General features: G+C 40.5%; 18 protein-coding genes. 15 read left to right on the top strand and 3 right to left on the bottom strand.

The window, feature by feature from the left end:
• Nucleotides 1–81 precede the first annotated feature (81 nt).
• Together istB and istA are read right to left on the bottom strand one after the other, a co-directional pair.
• Nucleotides 82–834: an IS21-like element helper ATPase IstB gene (gene istB, locus MHB51_RS06995; RefSeq protein ID WP_342558621.1), complete on the bottom strand. Its 753-nt coding sequence runs from the start codon at nucleotides 832–834 to the stop codon at nucleotides 82–84.
• Nucleotides 827–2356 carry an IS21 family transposase gene (gene istA / locus MHB51_RS06990; RefSeq protein ID WP_342559474.1) on the bottom strand — a complete coding sequence of 510 codons (1530 nt, stop codon included), beginning with the start codon at nucleotides 2354–2356 and terminating at the stop codon, nucleotides 827–829. Before istA ends, istB begins: the two co-directional genes overlap by 8 nt.
• Nucleotides 2357–2496: 140 nt before the next feature.
• Between istA and MHB51_RS06985 the strand changes: the two genes are divergently transcribed.
• From MHB51_RS06985 to sdaAA, 6 genes are all read left to right on the top strand, one after another.
• On the top strand, nucleotides 2497–3210 hold the full coding sequence (locus tag MHB51_RS06985) for a M23 family metallopeptidase (protein WP_293921376.1): 714 nt from the start codon (nucleotides 2497–2499) through the stop codon (nucleotides 3208–3210).
• Between the two features lie 178 nt (nucleotides 3211–3388).
• Nucleotides 3389–4585, top strand: a complete 1197-nt coding sequence (locus MHB51_RS06980; RefSeq protein WP_342558243.1) for an IS256 family transposase — start codon at nucleotides 3389–3391, stop codon at nucleotides 4583–4585.
• Between the two features lie 295 nt (nucleotides 4586–4880).
• Nucleotides 4881–5378, top strand: a complete 498-nt coding sequence (locus tag MHB51_RS06975) for a sigma-70 family RNA polymerase sigma factor (protein ID WP_107837928.1) — start codon at nucleotides 4881–4883, stop codon at nucleotides 5376–5378.
• Nucleotides 5371–6000 carry a hypothetical protein gene (locus MHB51_RS06970; protein WP_342559272.1) on the top strand — a complete coding sequence of 210 codons (630 nt, stop codon included), beginning with the start codon at nucleotides 5371–5373 and terminating at the stop codon, nucleotides 5998–6000. The genes MHB51_RS06975 and MHB51_RS06970 overlap by 8 nt, the downstream gene beginning before the upstream one ends.
• Nucleotides 6001–6238: 238 nt before the next feature.
• Nucleotides 6239–6901: an L-serine ammonia-lyase, iron-sulfur-dependent subunit beta gene (gene sdaAB / locus MHB51_RS06965; protein WP_293921374.1), complete on the top strand. Its 663-nt coding sequence runs from the start codon at nucleotides 6239–6241 to the stop codon at nucleotides 6899–6901.
• 12 nt (nucleotides 6902–6913) lie between these two features.
• Nucleotides 6914–7810, top strand: coding sequence for an L-serine ammonia-lyase, iron-sulfur-dependent, subunit alpha (gene sdaAA / locus MHB51_RS06960; protein WP_319836839.1), 897 nt, complete (start codon nucleotides 6914–6916; stop codon nucleotides 7808–7810).
• A gap of 59 nt (nucleotides 7811–7869) precedes the next feature.
• On the opposite strand, the gene MHB51_RS06955 is transcribed toward sdaAA, so the two are convergent.
• Nucleotides 7870–8808 carry a phosphotransferase gene (locus tag MHB51_RS06955; protein ID WP_342559271.1) on the bottom strand — a complete coding sequence of 313 codons (939 nt, stop codon included), beginning with the start codon at nucleotides 8806–8808 and terminating at the stop codon, nucleotides 7870–7872.
• Between the two features lie 438 nt (nucleotides 8809–9246).
• Between MHB51_RS06955 and recG the strand changes: the two genes are divergently transcribed.
• From recG to ftsY, 9 genes are all read left to right on the top strand, one after another.
• Entirely contained in the window at nucleotides 9247–11289 is a 2043-nt protein-coding gene (gene recG / locus MHB51_RS06950; RefSeq protein ID WP_342559270.1) for an ATP-dependent DNA helicase RecG, read from the top strand.
• 82 nt (nucleotides 11290–11371) lie between these two features.
• Nucleotides 11372–11950, top strand: coding sequence for a transcription factor FapR (gene fapR, locus MHB51_RS06945; protein ID WP_066169932.1), 579 nt, complete (start codon nucleotides 11372–11374; stop codon nucleotides 11948–11950).
• Nucleotides 11947–12951, top strand: coding sequence for a phosphate acyltransferase PlsX (plsX, locus tag MHB51_RS06940; RefSeq protein ID WP_107942273.1), 1005 nt, complete (start codon nucleotides 11947–11949; stop codon nucleotides 12949–12951). The genes fapR and plsX overlap by 4 nt, the downstream gene beginning before the upstream one ends.
• On the top strand, nucleotides 12951–13895 hold the full coding sequence (gene fabD, locus MHB51_RS06935; protein ID WP_342559269.1) for an ACP S-malonyltransferase: 945 nt from the start codon (nucleotides 12951–12953) through the stop codon (nucleotides 13893–13895). The genes plsX and fabD overlap by 1 nt, the downstream gene beginning before the upstream one ends.
• Entirely contained in the window at nucleotides 13895–14638 is a 744-nt protein-coding gene (gene fabG / locus MHB51_RS06930) for a 3-oxoacyl-[acyl-carrier-protein] reductase (protein ID WP_107942275.1), read from the top strand. Before fabD ends, fabG begins: the two co-directional genes overlap by 1 nt.
• 136 nt (nucleotides 14639–14774) lie before the next feature.
• Nucleotides 14775–15011: an acyl carrier protein gene (acpP, locus tag MHB51_RS06925; protein ID WP_042471856.1), complete on the top strand. Its 237-nt coding sequence runs from the start codon at nucleotides 14775–14777 to the stop codon at nucleotides 15009–15011.
• Nucleotides 15012–15166: 155 nt separating this feature from the next.
• The gene (rnc, locus tag MHB51_RS06920) at nucleotides 15167–15928 is read left to right on the top strand and encodes a ribonuclease III (protein ID WP_066169944.1); all 762 of its coding nucleotides are present in this window, start codon (nucleotides 15167–15169) and stop codon (nucleotides 15926–15928) included.
• Nucleotide 15929: 1 nt separating this feature from the next.
• Complete coding sequence (gene smc, locus MHB51_RS06915) at nucleotides 15930–19502, top strand: chromosome segregation protein SMC (RefSeq protein WP_342559268.1); 3573 nt, start codon at nucleotides 15930–15932, stop codon at nucleotides 19500–19502.
• Between the two features lie 2 nt (nucleotides 19503–19504).
• A complete protein-coding gene (gene ftsY, locus MHB51_RS06910) occupies nucleotides 19505–20716 on the top strand; it encodes a signal recognition particle-docking protein FtsY (protein WP_066169950.1) in 1212 nt (403 codons plus the stop codon).
• The last annotated feature ends 103 nt before the right edge of the window (nucleotides 20717–20819 follow it).

The raw sequence follows: 20819 nt of genomic DNA, 5'->3' as shown, positions 1-20819 counted from the left end.
TCAAAGGTAAAAAAATATAAATCGGAGGTGTAACCGTCAACCCCAATTGAACATTTTTTGCTCATTTACGATGAACACTTTTTACTCATCAAAAATATTTTGCTGATGCTTCATTCGATGACTTTCGTTGTTCATATGAATTACTTCTACTCGGTGTAACAGGCGATCTAAAATCGCTGTCATCATCCCTTGATTTCCCACTAACTCCGTCCATTCTTCTGGACTACGATTCGATGTTAGAATGAGGGAACTTTGCTCATACAGCTGATGCACGAGCTGGAAAAATAACGTAGCCTCTCGCTGATCTAAAGCCATGTACATGACATCATCAATAATGACCATATCAGAAGCCCTTAGGCGTTTTAATTGAATTTGAGAGCGATGCGTAAATTCCTCTGTTTTTAATAATTGGATTAATTCACCCATTGTCACAAAGTACACTTGGAATCCTTTTTGAATAGCTTCAATACCTAGACCTACGGCCAATAAAGTTTTACCAGCACCAGGTGGTCCTAATAAGATTAAATTGTAGCTTTGTTCTAGCCACTGAAATTCACGTAATTGCTTCATCTGACGTTCCGTAATCGCTGTCTGTTCATCTAAATGAAACATATGCAACGGTCTATGATAAGGGAAGCCCGCCCACGTTAATCGTTTTTCAATGCTTTTTTCTTCACGTCTTCTTAACTCTAATGTTGTCAGTTGCTCTATGAATTCTAAGTAAGTCCATGAGACTTGTTCTGCTTGGCGAAGAAGCTCTGGAAGCCCCTCCGCCGTTTCAGCTAACCTTAATTGTTTAAATGCTTGCTGAATATCTGCCACACTTTTACTCATTTTCTTTTCCTCCCATACGATGAATGTATTCTTGTAAGTCCCTTGTTTGCACTGCGATTGTCACGGGGTGTTTAAGTGTTACTTCAACGGTTGTTTCAATTTCAGGCTCTTTTTTCGTACGCTTCAAATAGTCGACAACATCGCGAAATTCATTGGCACTATTCAATTTTTCTTGAATACATTTTTCAAGCGCTAAAGAAATCCATTCAGGGCTTTCTTTCGCAACTTTTTGGAAAAGTAATAACTGGTCACGTCGATAACGACCATATGTATGACAGACATCCTGTATATATTGTGCTGCTCCTTCATAAGGAAATAGGATGAGCACCTGTTGTTGTAACTGATCGAGCGACTTAGAACGATCACGTCCATGATTTACGTTTTTGATCAGTTTCCCTTTTTCTAAACTAACTATATGATCCGCAAGGATTTCTCCAGTATGTGGTTCCACAACCCTTAATGTTTTCTCATTTACAATCAAATGTAGTTGTGGGTACTTCGTATACGTCCCTAAAGGAACCGAATATCGATTAGACGCATAGCGAACTGTATTGTCCTTGTTCACAATTCTTGTTATAATTTCTGTAGGGTTGCTTTCTGATATGGAAAGCAGTGAGGAGACTTTTTTTAAGTGTTGCTTTTCCAGGAGAAACACTTCAAAAGGTCTCTTTTTTGTCGTGTGATGGACTTTATAATTGCCTGTTCGATCCAACCATTTCAAAGCCCTTTCATTCCAATCCCCAAGCGTTGAATAAACACGGTTTTTCGCAAAGTTATTTTTCACGTACTTCACGACGTTTTCAATTTTCCCTTTGGACTCAGGATCTGCTTTACGGCAGAGATAAACTTTAAATTTGCGGTCTTTTACATACTGCTGAAATTCCTTTGTTAAAATAAGATCTCCTGCATTTTCACTCACTGCGATTAAATTATCTTGATCATAGACGATTTCTTCTGTTACACCACCATAATACTGAAACGCTTTTTCATGACATCGAATTGTATCTTTCGTAGTAAATGGGCAATCTTGCCATACCATATATTTCTGACGAGAATGGGCCAAGACAAAAGCGATAAAATACAATTTCACCTCTTTACCATTCGCCATTTTTTGAATCGTTTGTCCCCAGTCAACCTGTATTTGTTTACCTGGTGGCTGTTCCTCTACCGCTTCATATTCTCTCGGCTCATCTTTCTTTTCAATTTGATAAATCTCACGCATTTCATTTACATATCGTCTAACAGTACTTTCTCCCACATCAATCTTTGGGAAATGCTCCAGTAGCCAATCGTATACTTGCGCACCACTTAAGCTTGGAAATTCACGTAACCAATTCACAATCCAATCCTGATAAGGATCTAACTTTTTCTTTCGCTGCGTATGACCAAATTCGTTTACCGCTTCTTCAAATGACATTTCTAAATATTTGTACACGGTATTACGTGAAATTTTTAATCGTTTTGCGATTTGTGCAATTCGGAATCTCCGTTCACGCAATTGATGTATTTCAATATATAACACAAGCTTTTCCTCCATTAGTACAGCCTCCTGTAAACTGATATTTTCAGTTTACTAGAAACTATTAATTTAGCGAAAAAGTGTTCAATTGAAATGAGCAAAAACTGTTAATTCTATTTTAGCGTTTACAGGAGGTCACTAATATGAAAAGAAAATCTATTTTTATTGCTGTAATACTACTTATATCTGTTTCATTTTTTAATTTTAATAAAGCTTCAGCAGCTCCTTTAATGTCATGGCCAACAGAATCGCAAAGAATTACTTCAGATTATGGTATGCGTACTATTAATGGTGTAACAGCGTTTCATTATGGAATAGATATTGGAGGAAAAACTGCAGGTGTCTCTGGAGATAAAGTTATGGCAGCGCAAAGTGGAGTTGTGCAAAGTGCATACTATCACTCGTCAGTTGGGGGATATGGCTGGGTAATTTTTATTAACCATACAGGAAGTTATCGTATTTCTTCTTCAGATGTGCAAACAAGATATGCACATTTAAAATCTAATATAGCAGTTTCTCCTGGTCAAATTGTAAGTAGAGGTACTAAAATTGGTGAAATGGGAAATTCAGGGAATCCGGGAGCTAATGGTTCGTATGGTGTCCATCTTCATTTTGAAACTAGATATTGTTCAACTTCGACTTGCAGTTCAAGCAGTGCAACAAACCCTTTGTCATTTTTAAATGATTATGGTGGTGGTCCTCAACCATTATTTTATAATGTTATAAATTTTGAGGATACATCTAGTAATTTGGATGTAGAAGGAGAAAATTGGTTCACTTATAATGAAATTAAGAATATGACACCAGAAGAAAGAATTGAAATTGGGTACCCAGATCCATATCAAATTTTTGAATAGAAGTATCATAAAAGGTATTTTGTGATTATAATTATTTTTGTATATAGAGTATGTTCTTGTTATGACTTGTCGAGAGTATAAAATATTTTGTGTAAATGAAAAATTCCATGTAAAAAGGAAGACCTTTTCTTGGTAGAATTAAGTCACCACAACCAATCCTAGAAAAGAGGTCTTCCCTATGAATCAGTTTACAACAGAAATTATCGATGCACTAGTAAAAAAACAAGATATTACCGAGGTTTTTCGTTCGCACTTGGAAATGGCGATCAACTCGCTACTTGTGACAGAGTTAACGGAATTTCTAGATTATGAAAAATATGACCGTATGGGCTTTAATTCAGGCAACTCACGCAATGGGTCTTATTCGCGTACGCTTCACACAGAGTACGGCGATTTAGCCATTCAAATTCCACGTGATCGCAATGGTGAGTTCAAACAACAGACCGTGGCTCCGTATAAGCGTTCGAATGATACGCTTGAAGATACGGTGATTCACCTGTTTAAAAAAGGCATTACGATGGCTGAAATTGCCCAGTTAATCGAAAAAATGTATGGCCATCACTATACGCCTCAAACGATTTCGAATATGACAAAAGCGGTTTCAGAAACAGTCGATGCATTTAACAACCGTTCGTTGCATAATCGTTACGTATGCGTGTATTTAGATGCGACGTATATTGCCGTACGTCGTGATACGGTGTCTAAAGAAGCCGTCTATATCGCTGTTGGTATTCGCGAAGACGGCTCTAAAGAGGTACTCGCTTACACGATTGCCCCAACCGAGTCTGCTTACAACTGGCAAGAGCTACTAGAAGAGCTGAAAGACCGTGGTGTAGAAGACGTCTTATTATTCGTATCAGACGGCTTAAAAGGCATGGCTGACGCTGTTTTCAATGTGTTTCCAAAGGCAAAATATCAAGTCTGTTTAGTTCATGTCGGTCGCAATATCATGCATAAAGTACGCGTAGAGGATCGCAAGGAAGTCTGCGAAGATTTTAAAACGATTCACCAGGCCAAGGACGCCGAAGCAGCTGCGCTAGCACTTGGGCAGTTCTGCGAGAAATGGAGCAAATCGTATAAAAAAGTTACACAGAGCTTACTTGATAATCCGTATTTACTCACGTTTTATCAGTTTCCAAAAGCAATTTGGCGAAGCATCTACTCGACCAATTTAATTGAGTCGTTCAATAAGCAAATCAAAAAATATACAAAGCGCAAGGAACAGTTCCCGAATGAAGAATCACTGGAACGCTTTTTAGTGACGCAGTTCGAGGACTACAATCAACGTTTCGCCACACGCTGCCACATCGGCTTTAATCAGGCCCGTGCCAAGCTAGAAGAAATGTTTGAACAGCTGCATGAACCGACAAACTAACCGGGACGTGCCAGCGCGAAATTTGGGTGTCTAGGAAAGGGCTAGCCCTTTCCTAGACACCCAAATCCAAACTTCGAACAAATCTATTTGAATACGAAGGTGATCATCTACCTTGAGAAGTTGAAAAGTCATTTACACAATAATATTGACAGTACCGACTTGTCATCTAGAATGTACTCTTTTTACATTACATAAAAAATTGAATTATAGATTTTTTGTTTTTTATTATTTTGAACCTTGAAATGTTTGACATCCGTCTAATAAATAGAGAAGAATAATGGGAAAGGAGAACTTAATGAACTTTAATCAGTTAGCAACAGAGTATGTGGATGTATTGTTTCGCGTTGCCTATACCTATGTGAAAAATGAACAGCTTGCTGAAGATATTGTACAGGATGTGTTTTTGAAAGCATTTGAACGGCAAGAACAGTTTCGAGGTGAAGCGAATTACAAAACTTATTTAATTAAAATGACAATTAATCGTAGTCATGATATGCTACGAAGCTGGTCATATCGCCATATTGTCGTAAGTGATGTGATTACAAATCTCTTCCGCTTTGGTAAATCCGCCGAAGATGTCGTTATTTTAGCTAATGACAATGCCGAATTAGCTAAGATTATTTTAACATTAAAGCCGAAGTATAGAGAAGTTATATTTCTTTATTATTATCATGATTATGATGTCAATGAAATAGCTAATTTATTACAATTGTCAGTCAATACAATTAAAACGAGGTTAATAAGGGCTAGAAATCAGCTGAAAAATAAGACGGAGGTGTTTCGTGATGAATGATTTGATAAAAAATAGTTTTAATGTGCTTTTTGAACAGTTACCTACACCAGTAATGAGGGAACGTATGCTCCAATTTGAAAAAAAACAGCATAAGAAAAAAATTTATTTAATTCCCGCAATTATAACAATCTTTTTATTTATTGGTACAGGACTATTTTTGTTGCAAGAAATGTCATTTCAATCTCATAATTCTGAAACATTCTTTCAAATGAAAAATGATCAATATTATCTTTATGATATAACAATTTTTGATTTAAAATCACAAGTTATAGAAAAATTAGGAGAAAATTATATAGAAGATAATACTCCCGAAGTATATGGGGAAAAATTAAAAGATGCATCAATATTAACATATAAAGATTTGAATCTTACTCTCCAATTAAGTGAAGGTCGAGTAGTATCAATCACGATGAATTATGTAGATAAAGATGCTTTGGAGGCACTTTTAAATTCATATAGTGGGGATAAATTTATTAATGAAGATGGTACGACGCATTTGTATGTGAAAGACACTTTGCAAATGCTGACAATAAAATATGACGCTAATCAGAATTTATGGCTATCGCTTCATTTAGCTTCACCTGAATTTATTCAAAATTTGGAGAATGGTATTTATGAGTAAATCGTTTTTTAAAATTTGATAGACAGTAGACAAGTGGAAAATAACCATTTTACTTGAAATTTTCATAAGAATATTGCTACATTAAAGGGCAATACCTCTAAAATATAAAGAGCTGCATGAAAGATAGGATAAATATGCCACTTTCTATGCAGCTTTTTATATAAGTAAATTTTGTGTCCAAGCGACAATTCTGATACACTAAGTAGTAAATAAGAGATTTTTTTTAGGAGGAACGGGTATGAAGTTTACTTCCGTTTTTGATATTATTGGTCCTGTAATGATTGGACCTTCATCTTCACATACAGCAGGTGCGGCAAGAATTGGACGTGTAGCGCGTGATTTATTTGGTCGTCAGCCGAAGTGGGCAAAAATTCATTTATATGGCTCGTTTGCAGAAACGTATCGCGGACATGGCACAGATGTGGCGATTGTAGGCGGCTTATTAGATTATGACACGTATGATGAGCGCATTAAAACGGCATTTGAGGATGCTGAAAAAGCAGGCTTATCTTTCGAGTTTATTCCAGAAGAGGCGCATAAGGAGCATCCAAATACAACGCGTATCGTCATGGGTGATGATGAAGGTGAAATGAGCGTCGAAGGTGTTTCAATTGGTGGAGGGAAAATTGAAATTAGTGAAGTAAACGGTTTCAAACTTCGCTTAACAGGTGGAATGCCAGCGATTTTAGTGGTGCACGATGACCGTGCAGGCTGTATTGCGAATGTAGCAAATTGTTTGGCGATGCACGATGTCAATATTGGACATATGGAAGTGTCGCGTATTGAGCGTGGGTTAACAGCATTAATGGTTATTGAAGTTGATCAAAATATAGAGGAACGTGTGCTACAGCAAATTTCCTATATACCACATATTACGAAAGTATCGAAAATTAACAACTAAGGAGTGAGCATAATGGACGTATTATTTCAAAATGTACGAGAATTAGTAGAGCGTGCAGAGCAAGAAGGAAAGCTCATTTCTGAAATTATGATTGAGCAGGAAATGCAAATGACGGGACGTTCGCGTGAGGATATTATGGCGCAAATGGATCGTAATTTAACAGTAATGGAGGAAGCGGTAGAGCGCGGCATCAAAGGTGTACATTCTGTTACTGGCTTAACAGGTGGCGATGCAGTATTATTGCAAAAATATATTGCTTCAGGCAAGTCGCTAGCTGGCGATTTATTGTTGGATGCTGTTAGTAAAGCCGTAGCAACAAATGAAGTAAATGCAGCGATGGGTACAATTTGTGCAACACCAACAGCGGGCTCAGCGGGCGTTGTACCAGGAACGCTGTTTGCGATTCAGCATAAATTAAATCCAACACGTGAGCAAATGATTAACTTTCTATTCACATCAGGTGCATTTGGCTTTGTTGTAGCAAATAATGCATCAATTTCTGGTGCGGCAGGTGGATGTCAAGCAGAAGTCGGCTCAGCGGCTGGTATGGCGGCGGCGGCTATTGTGGAAATGGCTGGGGGCACGCCACAGCAATGTGCAGAAGGCTTTGCGATTACATTGAAAAATATGCTAGGGCTTGTTTGTGACCCTGTTGCAGGCTTAGTAGAAGTGCCATGTGTGAAACGTAATGCGATGGGTGCAGCAAATGCGATTGTTGCAGCAGATATGGCGTTAGCAGGAGTAACGAGCCGCATTCCTTGTGATGAGGTTATCGGTGCTATGTATCGCATTGGTGAATCAATGAATCCAGACTTAAAAGAAACGGCACGTGGTGGACTAGCTGCAACACCAACAGGTAAGGCATTAGCTGCCAAAATCTTTGGTGGTGCAGTTGTACAAGGGCAGTAAAAAAGCTTTCGAGAAATGTGGATAGTAGTCCAATTTCTCGAGAGCTTTATTTTTTACTATCAATTACGCAAAATCTCCAATGTCTCATTCAAAAATACCCCTTTTGCTTCACTATTTTTAATTCCATTCTCTACACGGTCATAGCGGAACGCACGAATAATAGCGAATAACGCAGGAAACATCTTTTTCTCCAATACATTCAAAGTTCTTTGCTTTTCATATGCTTGCATAAATTGCTGAAATCGTTGTGTAGAAGACAGCTCACCCTGATAATCTACATGCCAGCATAAGTAAACACCTACTGCTACACATTCATTTAGTAAAACTTCATCACCTGCTAAATTAAAATCAAAAATACCACTAATTTGTTGTTGCTCATCAAAAAGCATATTGTAATAGCAAAAATCGCCTTGTGTTGCCGCTATTGGTAGCTCTCTCCACACGTCTTCTAATTGCTTACGATACCCTGTATAAAGCGAAGCGATGTCCTGCATATGTGGCTCTTGTGCAAATGCGGTTGCAAAATCACGAAAGCTTAGCTCGTTTTCATCATAATCACCAAGTGCATCGCTCACATTGCCACCAAACATCGCCCAAGAGGTTGCTTGATTTAATAAAATGCTATGTTCCAGTGAGAAACGATGCATTTTGCCTAATGCAGTGCCGATTTCTTCAATATGTATATTTGTCAAACAGTTAATCGCGGTACCTGAAACCATATGTTCAAGCGTATAGACAATATTTTGCTCTGTTACTGTATAGCCACCATCACCTATTTTTAAATAAGTGGTGACAGGCAAAATTGCAGAAAGCTTATTTGCAAATGCGCAGATTTGCTGCATCTTATCGCTATTATACTGCTCGCCTTTTAACATATAGCGCGTGCCATCCATTGCGGTAATGACAGCGAGCTTTTTAGCGCTATCACGGATTACGTCGCACGATGCCATCTCAATACCCCAAAAGGTTGCTACAATTCGTTGGAAAGTGTCGTTCATTGGAATCTCCTCCTTTATCAATGTAATATAATAATTATACATGAAGAGAAGATGAACACGTATGAAAGGTGTCCGTTTTGAAATTCTGAATAGCTATGGCAAGCATTTATATACTATTTTTGTAGATTTGATTGATGAAACATGGCTTGACAATTTAGTGGATGCGAATGCTATAGCATAGAAGATTGTATGTTAGAGGTGAACCTTTTTCCAGACGAAACAGTGTTTATTGGATAAGATTTTTTGGGAGAAAATTTCTGTACAAGACTATTACATAATATTTGCCGATTTAAAGGCTTTGGGAATATTATTGAAATTCGCAATCGTATGGACTTTTTATAAAGTAATCCAGCTTGTAGAACGAGTACAAATACGCAGCTATCAAAATATTCAATGTACGATGAATAACAACGACACATGTAAAAGGAGGGATATAATATGACAAGCTGTACAGAACCTGTAACGACATTGAAGGGAATTGGCAAGGAAACAGCAGAGCATCTACAATCATTACATATTGAAACAATTGGCGATTTAATTTGGACATTTCCTTATCGTCATGAGGATTTTCGATTGAAGGATTTAGCTGAAACGCCACATAATGAGCGCGTTACAATTGAGGCGACGGTTGAATCGATACCCTCCGTCATTTTTTTAGGGAAAAATAAACAGCGTTTAACGGTAGCTGTGCGCGCAGGGCGCCATTTAGTAAAAGCGGTATTTTTTAATCAAGGCTATTTGCGACAACGGCTGTTGCCAGGCACGCTTGTCACAGTAACAGGAAAATGGGACCGAGGGCGTCAAGTGATTGTTGGGTCCTCCGTCACATTTGGTCCGAAAACAGAGCAAGTAGATTTTGAGCCAGTTTATAGTTTGCGTGGCTTAATTCAACAAAAGCGCTTCCGTAAATATATGCGACAGGCACTTGATATAGTGGGGGATGTAGAGGATATTTTACCACCACAATTACGTTTAGACTATCAGCTAGTTGATATTCAAGAAGCGTTAGAGGGCGTGCATTTTCCAAAGGATGCCACGCATGCAAAGCAAGCTCGTCGCCGCTTTGTTTACGAGGAGCTGCTTGAATTTCAATTGCGCATTCAAGCATTGCGCAAAAGTCGTAAGGAGGCGGAGCAAGGGCTTGAAATTGCTTATGATATTGACAAACTGCGTGCCTTTATTCAAACATTGCCATATGAGCTAACAGCTGCGCAAAAGCGTGTCGTTAATGAAATATGTAAAGACTTGAAATTGCCACAGCGGATGAATCGCCTTCTACAGGGAGATGTTGGTTCAGGGAAAACGGTCGTTGCGGCAATCGGCTTATATGCAGCGGTCACAGCAGGCTATCAAGGAGCATTGATGGCGCCAACTGAAATTTTAGCAGAGCAACATGTGGAGTCATTGAAGGGCTGGTTTGAGCCAATTGGTGTGCGTGTTGCGATTTTATCAGGTTCAACAAAAACGAAAGAGCGTCGCCTTTTATTGGAGCAATTAGCTGCGGGAGAGATTGATATTTTAATTGGTACACATGCATTAATACAGCCCGATGTGACATTCCATAAGCTTGGCTTTGTTATTACGGATGAGCAACATCGCTTTGGCGTAGAACAGCGCCGCATTTTGCGTGATAAAGGAGAGCATCCAGATGTGCTCTTTATGACAGCGACACCAATCCCTAGAACGTTAGCCATTACCGCATTTGGTGAAATGGATGTATCAATTATTGATGAGCTACCAGCAGGGCGTAAGGAAATCGAAACGCACTGGATGAAGGAGGAGCAGCTTGGTGCCGTGCTTTCTAAAATGCAGACAGAGCTTGCCAAGGGAAGACAAGCATATGTCATTTGTCCATTGATTGAGGAATCTGACAAGCTAGATGTACAAAATGCAGTCGATGCCTATAATCATTTAACAGCATATTTTGCAGGGAGCTTTACAGTCGGCCTCATGCATGGACGTCTGCATCCGACCGAAAAAGATGAAATTATGCGTGCATTCAGTAACGGTGAGGTACATGTGCTCGTGTCAACGACTGTTGTAGAGGTTGGGGTGAACGTACCGAATGCAACATTTATGACGATCTATGATGCGGAGCGCTTCGGTTTAGCACAGCTCCATCAGCTAAGGGGACGCGTAGGACGTGGGGAACATCAATCGTATTGTGTATTAATTGCCGACCCTAAATCGGATGAAGGGCAGGAGCGCATGCGGTCGATGACGGAAACGAATGACGGTTTTAAATTGGCTGAAAAGGATTTAGAACTACGTGGTCCTGGTGATTTCTTTGGTAAAAAGCAAAGCGGCCTACCTGAATTTAAAATGGCGGATCTTGTGCATGATTATCGTGCATTAGATGTGGCAAGACGCGATGCAGAGCGTCTTGTGCATAGTGAGTCATTTTGGAAGGAAGAGGCATACGCACCGCTTCGTCATCGCCTTGAAGCATCAGGTGTACTACAAGGGGAGCGCATTGATTAAAAATGGTTGCGTTCTTATTTTTGAAAATGTATACTGGTATTAGTACCAAGTTCTAATACTAATGGGTAGGTGACAAGTGACGATGAAAAGAACGAAAAAGGAACGCCAACAATTATTAGTCGAAACAATTGCAGATAACCCATTCGTCACAGATGATCAGTTAGCTGCTAAGTTTAGTGTTAGTGTACAAACGATTCGTTTAGATCGCATGGAGTTGGCAATTCCAGAGCTGCGAGAGCGCATTAAAGATGTAGCAGCTAAAAACTATGAAAATGAAGTGAAATCTTTACCATTAGACGAAGTCATTGGGGAAATTATAGATATAGAATTAGATAAACGCGCACTTTCCATTTTCGATGTGAAGGAGGAGCACGTTTTTCAGCGCAACGGCATCGCACGAGGACATCATTTGTTTGCACAGGCAAATTCATTAGCAGTAGCTGTTATTAATGATGAATTGGCACTTACTGTTAAATCGAATGTTGCGTTTGTTAAACCTGTAAAAGCGGGTGACCGTGTTGTGACGAAGGCAACCGTACGTGCTGAGGATAAGGTGAAAAATCGTACATATGTCGATGTGCAGTCGACAGTAGAAAATGAAATTGTATTTCTAGGTGAGTTTGAAATGTACCGTACGAAAGGTGTAGGTGAAACAACATGAAATTAGCAATAGATGGTATGGGTGGCGACAATGCTCCACAGTCAATTATTGATGGGGTATTTCTTGCATTAGAGGACTTCCCAACAATTGAAATTCAATTATATGGTCAAAAAGAAAAGATGGCACCCTATTTAAAAGAGCACCCACGTCTTAAAGTAATTCATTGCTCAGAAGTAGTGGAGGGAGATGACGACCCAGCGCGTGCTGTTCGTCGTAAAAAAGATTCCTCTATGGCGAAAATTCTTGATGCTGTTGTAACGAACGAGGCAGATGCTTGTCTATCAGCAGGAAATACAGGTGCATTAATGGCTGGTGGCTTATATAAGGTGGGACGCATAGAGGGAGTTGCTCGTCCCGCTTTAGCGACAACATTGCCAACAGTTGATGGCAATGGTTTTTTAATGCTAGATTTAGGAGCCAATGCAGAGGCCAAGCCTGAGCACTTGCAGCAGTACGCGATTATGGGCGATATTTATGTCAAAAAAGTACGCTCACAAAAAGCACCGCGTGTTGGCTTATTGAATATAGGAACAGAAGATAATAAAGGAAATGATTTAACAAAGGCGGCTTTCACTCTATTAAAAGAAACAGAGTTAAACTTTGAAGGCAATGTGGAGGCGCGTGAGTTATTGAATGGTGTAGCTGATGTTGTCGTAACGGACGGCTTTACTGGTAATATGGTTTTGAAATCATTGGAAGGAACAGCAGGCACAATCTTTTCAATGCTCAAGGAAGCGCTTATGGCGACAACGAAATCAAAATTTGCAGCAATGCTCGTGAAAAATGATTTAAAGTCACTAAAGGATAAAATGGATTATACAGAATATGGTGGTGCCGCGCTTTTTGGTTTACAGGCACCTGTCATAAAGGCACATGGCTCATCAAATGCGAAAGCGATTTATAGCGCAATTCGACAAGCCCATATGATGGTGGAACATGATGTTTGTGCAACAATTAAGGACGCAATTGCAAAACAGCAACAAGTAAAGGAGAACGACTAATGACAAAAATCGCTTTTATTTTTCCTGGACAAGGCTCGCAGCAAGTAGGGATGGGGGCAGAATTTGTTGAAACGACAGCAGCGAGTAAGGCGCTTTATGAGCGTGCGGATGAGGTACTCGGTTTTTCTTTGACAAATTTAATGTTAAATGGTCCACAGGAGGAGCTAACATTAACATATCATGCACAGCCTGCATTATTGACAACAGGTGTGATGGTTGCTAATAAAATTATGGAAGCAGGCATTCGCCCAGACTATACAGCAGGGCACTCATTAGGAGAATATAGCGCATTTGTTGCTTCTGGTGTAATAACGTTTGATGAGGCAGTGGCGACAGTACATAAGCGCGGTCTTTTTATGGATGAAGCAGTACCGGCTGGACAAGGCGCGATGGCGGCGATTTTAGGCTTGGATGCTCCAGCCTTAAAAACGGTATGTGAAGCTGTATCAGCAGCAGGAGATGCAGTACAATTAGCGAACTTAAATTGTCCTGGCCAAATTGTTATTTCAGGTACTAAAGAAGGTGTTGAAAAAGCCTGTGCTGCGGCAAAGGAGGCTGGGGCAAAGCGTGTAATCCCTCTTGTCGTGAGCGGACCATTCCATTCAAGCTTAATGCAGCCAGCAGCGGATAAGCTAGCACAAACAGTTGAGCAGCTTACGATTCAACAGCCAGCAATTCCTGTAGTTAGCAATGTAACATCGGCACTTTTAACGGAGGAGGCAGCAATTCGCCGCGAAATGGTTGAGCAAGTTGTGAGCCCAGTTCTATGGGAACAAAATGTGCGTACACTATTAGAGCAAGGCGTTACTGTTTTTGTAGAATGCGGACCCGGCAAAGTGTTATCAGGCTTAGTTAAGAAAATTGACCGCGCAGCAGAGGTACATTGTGTATATGATGAACAATCATTACAAGCGTTATTAGATGCGGCAAAGGGGTGGGCATAATGACATTACAAAATAAAACGGCTGTTGTGACAGGCGCGTCACGCGGTATCGGTCAAGCAATTGCGCTAGAGCTAGCAAAGCAAGGTGCAAAGGTAGTAGTCAATTATAGTGGTAGTGAAGCGCGTGCACTACAAGTAGTAGAGCAAATTCAAGCAGCTGGCGGCGAGGCGATTGCAGTACAGGCAAATGTAGCGGATGCAGAATCAGTCACTCAATTAATGAATAAAACATTGGAAACATTCGGCTCAATTGATATATTAGTAAATAACGCAGGAATTACGCGTGACAATTTGCTAATGCGTATGAAAGAAGACGAATGGGATGATGTGATGAACACGAATTTAAAAGGCGTCTTTTTATGTACGAAAGCTGTAACACGTCAAATGATGAAACAGCGTAGTGGACGCATTATTAATATTTCATCTATCGTAGGCGTAGCTGGCAACGCAGGACAAGCAAATTATGTTGCAGCAAAAGCAGGTGTTATAGGCTTAACGAAAACGACGGCGAAGGAGTTAGCAAGCCGTAATATTTTAGTGAATGCCATTGCACCGGGCTTTATCACGACGGAAATGACAGATGAGCTGCCAGAAGAATTAAAAGCAGCGATGCTTGCACAAATTCCTTTAGCGAAGCTTGGGCAGCCAGAGGACATTGCAAAGGCTGTTGTATTTTTCGCTTCAGATGCGGCGAGTTATATTACAGGACAAACATTGCATATTGATGGTGGCATGGTAATGTAGTGGAAAATAAACAATTTTTTATCTGGATTCAGCAATATTTATTGCGCCGAGTAACCGCAGAAGCACATTTTTTTATGCTGAGAGCGGAACGGTCGAGTAAGGGGTTGCTGCATATCTTTGAGGGGAGGTGACCGATGTGTCTACAGTTTTAGAGCGTGTAACAAAAGTAGTAGTTGATCGTTTAGGCGTTGAAGAGAGCGAAGTAAAATTAGAAGCTTCTTTCCGCGACGATTTAGGCGCAGATTCATTAGATGTAGTTGAGCTTGTAATGGAATTAGAAGATGAGTTCGACATGGAAATTTCTGATGAAGATGCTGAAAAAATCGCAACAGTTGGTGATGCGATCAGCTATATTGAGAGCAAAGTTAACTAATGAATATAGAGGTGTGTTTGTCGCATAAATAGGCGATAAACACAGCCTCTTTTTCTTTTTGAAGGCTGAATAAAATAATTACGGCTACACCTTTGAAAAAACCGCTATTCCATTGTACACTTAAAGTTAGAAACTACTAGGAAGGCAGAATGTGCATGACGATTAGAAAAAAAGGAAGCCAGCACAAGGCAGGCATATTTTCAGAAAAAGTAAAAAATCAATTTCAGGCTTTACAGCAGCAGTTAAGTATTTCATTTCACAACACAGCATTATTGTACCAAGCATTTACCCATTCATCCTATGTGAATGAACATCGACGCAAGCTATACACAGACAACGAACGCTTAGAATTTTTAGGAGATGCCGTATTAGAGCTTTCCGTATCTAAATATTTATTCGAAAAATACCCTCAAATGAGTGAGGGAGAACTAACAAAGCTTCGTGCCTCAATAGTATGTGAGCCGTCACTGGTTGTTTTCGCGAATGAACTGCAATTTGGTCAGTTTGTTTTATTAGGTAAAGGTGAGGAGCTAACAGGAGGGCGGGAGCGTCCAGCATTATTAGCAGACGTTTTTGAGTCATTCGTTGGCGCTCTTTATTTAGACCAAGGCTTAGACAATGTTGTCGCATTTTTAGAGCGTGTCGTATTTCCTAAAATAGAAGTCGGTGCTTTTTCGCATGTGATGGATTTTAAAAGTCAGCTTCAGGAAATGGTTCAGCAAACAAACAATGGACCACTCCACTATGAAATTGTTGATGAAAAGGGGCCAGCCCATAATCGTACTTTCATTTCTCGCGTGCTATTGAATGATCAGGAGCTTGGGATTGGACGCGGGAAATCGAAAAAAGAGGCGGAACAGCAAGCTGCGCAAAGTGCCATGAATGCATTTAAACAGCTAGAGCAGGAGGATGCATAAAGTGTTTCTGAAGCGACTTGAAGTAATTGGTTTTAAATCTTTTGCTGAGCGTATAGGCGTTGATTTTGTACCAGGTGTAACGGCTGTCGTTGGTCCAAATGGAAGCGGCAAAAGTAATGTGACAGATGCTATTCGCTGGGTGCTAGGTGAGCAATCTGCAAAGTCGCTGCGCGGCGCAAAAATGGAGGATGTCATTTTCTCGGGAAGTGATTCAAGAAAACCATTGAATTTTGCGGAAGTAACATTAGTTTTGGACAATCAAGACGAGCGAATTGCTGTACCGTATACAGAAATAAGTGTAACGAGACGTGTGTATCGTTCAGGTGAGAGTGAATATTTGCTTAATAACCAGCAGTGTCGCCTGAAGGATATTACGGACTTGTTTATGGACTCTGGGCTAGGAAAAGAAGCATTTTCTATTATTTCGCAAGGACGAGTAGACGAAATTTTAAATAGTCGACCAGAGGACCGTCGCCTCATTTTCGAAGAAGCGGCAGGTGTATTAAAGTACAAGCTACGCAAAAAAAAGGCAGAATTTAAACTTGTTGAAACAGATGAAAACTTACACAGAGTATTAGATATTTTACATGAGCTAAATAGTCGCTTAGAGCCGTTGCAAATGCAAGCCTCGGCTGCTAAGGATTATTTGCGCATGACCGCAGAATTAAAGGATGCAGATATCGCGCTGATTGCTCATGATTTAACGGAATGCTACCGTTCATTGCAGGTAGCAGATATTGAATATACAAAATTAGCACAAACCGAGCAGCAGCATGCAGGTGAAATGGCAGAAAAAAATAAGCAATTGCGAGATATACGCACGCAATTAAAGCTAATTGATGAGGCGCTTGACCAGTCGCAGGAGCAATTGATTGAGGCAAGTACGGAAGTAGAACGCTGGGAAGGGCGTAAGGCACTTGTCAATGAAAAGCGCCAAAATGCGGAGAAGCACTTACAGCAATTGCAATTATCTTTGGTACAGACTAATGAGGAAGAGCAACAGCTCATACAGCAGGAATCAGCTAATAAAGAGCAATTCATTTTAAAGCAAAAGCAGGTTCAACAGCTCAAACAAGCCATTAAACAGCTAGAGCAATCATTAACGAAATCTGTAGCAGAAATAGAGGCGGATATTGAGCAGGCGAAAAATCATTATATTGATTTGTTAAATGAAGAGGCAACGACTAAAAACGAATTAAAGCATCTTGAGCAGCAATTAACACAGCATCAAGAAACGGCCTTACGTATGACAGGGCGTTCAGAGGAAGCTGAAAAAGAGCTTCAGCAAGTGCAGGCATTGAAGCAGAACGAAATTGAGCAATTAACACAATTAGATGCTAAATATAATGGGCAAATGACACAGCTCGAAGCGCTAGAAATGGAAATCAGCTCAGCGACGAATCAGCTTGATGAGAAGCAAGCATTGCTTTACAAAGCGTACCAGCACCATCAGCAATTAAAGGCACGTAAGGAAACGTTAGCGGAGCTAGAAGCTGATTTCTCAGGCTTCTTCCAGGGAGTTAAAGAAATTTTATTGGCACGTGAGCGTGGGCAGTTAACTGGCATTGTCGGTGCAGTTGCTGAATTACTCCAAATTGAAGGGCAATACACTGCCGCAATTGAAACGGCATTAGGGGCAGCATCTCAGCATATCGTGACAGAAAACGAGCAGCACGCACAGCAAGCGATTAGCTGGCTCAAGCAGCGCAGAGCTGGGCGAGCAACGTTTTTACCAAAAACCGTTATGAGGTCACGTAAAATTTATGCAGAGCAATTGCCACAAGTGGCGGAGCACCCAGCATTTATTTCCTTTGCAGATGAATTAGTGCAATATAACATTTCGAACCAAATAATTATCCAAAACTTACTAGGTAACGTTATTGTAGCAAAGCATTTACAAGGTGCTAGTCAAATTGCGCGACTATGCAATTATAAATACCGAGTAGTTACTTTAGAGGGCGACATCGTCAATGCAGGTGGCTCGTTAACAGGTGGAGCAATGAAGCAGCAATCATCTGTATTTTCTCGTAAGTTAGAACTCGATACACTTGTCGAAAAGCTTTCAGAGCTTGAAAAAAATATTGTAACAGCAGAGCAAACGGTTGCTAAATTGAAAGCGCAAGTGACGACATTAGCTGAGCAGGCAGATGCTATTAAGCTAACTCAAAACAGCTTGCAAAGTGCTTTGCAGCAACATAAAACAAAAATTGTAGAGCTCGAAGTACAAGAGAAAAATTTACAACAAACAGTTGCCTTGTCTTCCTCGGAGCACAGTTCAGCAGCAACACGTAAAGAGCAGCTAGCTCAACAACAGCATCAAGCACAGGAGCGCTTGCAGCAAATTACAATAGAACTTGCAAAGATTAATGAGCAGGTAGAGCAGTTGACAGAGGCGAAGGTTTATAGTGATACACAAAAGGACGCTTTGCGGGAGCAATCAGCACAAAAACGTTCAGAGCTAGCAGTAGCTGTCGAACAGCTAACACAATTGCAAGCAACAGCAGCTGACATTGCGTTAAAGCGTTCGAAAATACAGCAACAATGCGAAAATATTTCCCAAGAAATAAAATGGCTACAATCCGAAGAGGGAGCTGGCCCAACAATAGAGGAAATTGAACAGGCAGTCATTGATTGGACTGTGAAGAAGCAAGAATTAACAAATGTTATTCAAACAGAGCGTGAGGCAAGGACTGCTTATCAACAGCAATCGACAATCCTTGAGCAAAGCTTACAAGAACTGTCAAGAATTCATAAAGGCTTTGTTGATGCGTTGCGCACATTGGAATTAAAACGCAACCGTACACAATACGAGTTAGAGACGCTCGAACAGCAATTAGAGGAGCAATACGAGTTAAGCTATGAAGAGGCACAAGAGGCTGCGATAGCGATTGATGATATTGAGCAGATGCGTCGAACAGTGCGTTTATTAAAGCTGTCAATCGAGGAGCTCGGACCGGTGAATATAGCGGCTATTGAGGAGTATGAGCGAGTGCAGGAGCGCCATTCATTTTTAACAGAGCAACGCAATGACTTAGTGGAAGCACAAGAAACATTGCAGGAAGCGATTAAGGAAATGGATGAAGAAATGAAGATGCGCTTCGCGAGCACATTTACAGCGATTCGTGCGCAATTTAAAATTGTTTTCCGCGAATTATTCGGTGGCGGGCAAGCAGACTTAATATTATTTGATGAAAATAATATACTTGAAACAGGTATTGATATTGTTGCACAGCCACCAGGGAAAAAATTGCAAACTTTAAGCCTTTTATCTGGGGGAGAACGTGCACTCACAGCAATTGCTCTACTATTCGCCATTTTAAAAACGCGCCCTGTGCCGTTTTGTATTTTAGATGAAGTGGAGGCAGCTCTTGATGAATCGAACGTGATGCGCTATAGTCAATATTTAAAAAAATTTAGCGAGCAAACGCAATTTATCGTGATTACCCACCGAAAAGGCACAATGGAAGGTGCAGACGTATTGTACGGTATTACGATGCAGGAATCGGGTGTTTCGAAACTTGTGTCGGTGAAGCTAGAAGAGGTTGAATTAGTAGAACAAAGGAGCGGGACATAAAGATGAGTTTTTTTAAACGATTAAAGGAAAAATTAATAGGCGGCGCTGAGGAAGAACAGCTAAAGGAACGACAGCAGCTAGAAGAGCAAAGCGAAGAGCAGGCTGTTGCCGAGGTTATAGAAAATGAACAACCATCTGAAGTAATGGAAACGGTAGAACAAACAGCTGTGGAGCCTGAAATAATCGTGGAACAGCCACTGGCGATTGTGGAGGACGCAGAAGAACAGCCTGTCGAAGAGGAAAAACCATCAGCATGGTCAATTACACAAAAATTTAAAGCAGGCCTTGAAAAAACACGTAATTCCTTTACTTCAAAAGTAAATGATTTGGTAGCACGCTACCGTAAAGTAGACGAGGACTTCTTCGAGGAATTAGAGGATGTGCTGTTACAGGCAGATGTTGGCTTTGAAACAGTGATGGAATTGATGGATAAGCTACGCTTTGAAGTACAGCGTAAAAACATTAAAGATACAGCGGGCATTCAAGCGGTAATTTCTGAGAAGCTTGTAGAAATTTATGAAGCGGGTGAAGAGAATTTAACGACGATTCAGATGCAGCCAAAAGGTGAGCTAACAGTTATTTTATTTGTCGGTGTAAACGGTGTCGGAAAAACGACGACAATTGGTAAGCTTGCACACCGATTAAAGTCAGAAGGAAAAACGGTGATGCTTGCAGCGGGCGATACGTTCCGTGCCGGGGCGATTGACCAGTTACAAGTATGGGGCGACCGCGTAGGCTGTGAAGTGATTAAACAAGCGGAGGGTTCAGACCCAGCAGCCGTGATGTATGATGCGATTCGCGCAGCCAAAAACCGCCATGCGGACGTTTTAATTTGCGATACAGCGGGGCGTTTGCAAAATAAAGTAAACTTAATGAATGAGCTAGAAAAAGTACACCGTGTTATTTCACGTGAAATTCCAAATGCACCACATGAAGTATTGCTAGCATTAGATGCAACAACAGGTCAAAACGCGCTTGTACAGGCACAAATGTTTAAGGATGTTACAAATGTAACAGGTATCGTCTTAACAAAGCTAGATGGTACAGCAAAGGGCGGTATTGTCTTAGCGATTCGCAACAAGCTACATATCCCTGTGAAATATGTAGGTTTGGGTGAAAAAATGGATGACCTCCAACCTTTCGATGCAGAGCGCTATGTATATGGGCTATTTGCAGAAGGCTTGGAGAAAGAACTAGAGCAAATCGAAGAGTAAGCAGAGTCGGACGCTAACGGATGGTGTTTTGGTAAAATATTTGCTCATTAAGATAGAGAGCACTCTTTGAAAATGAGAGAAACATGGAATAAACTGCTGAAAA

Source organism: Metasolibacillus sp. FSL K6-0083 (assembly GCF_038630865.1).
Taxonomy (GTDB): Bacteria; Bacillota; Bacilli; order Bacillales_A; family Planococcaceae; genus Metasolibacillus; species Metasolibacillus fluoroglycofenilyticus.
The sequence above is the reverse complement of the archived record's forward strand: the minus strand, read 5'-3'. Positions and strand labels throughout refer to the sequence as shown.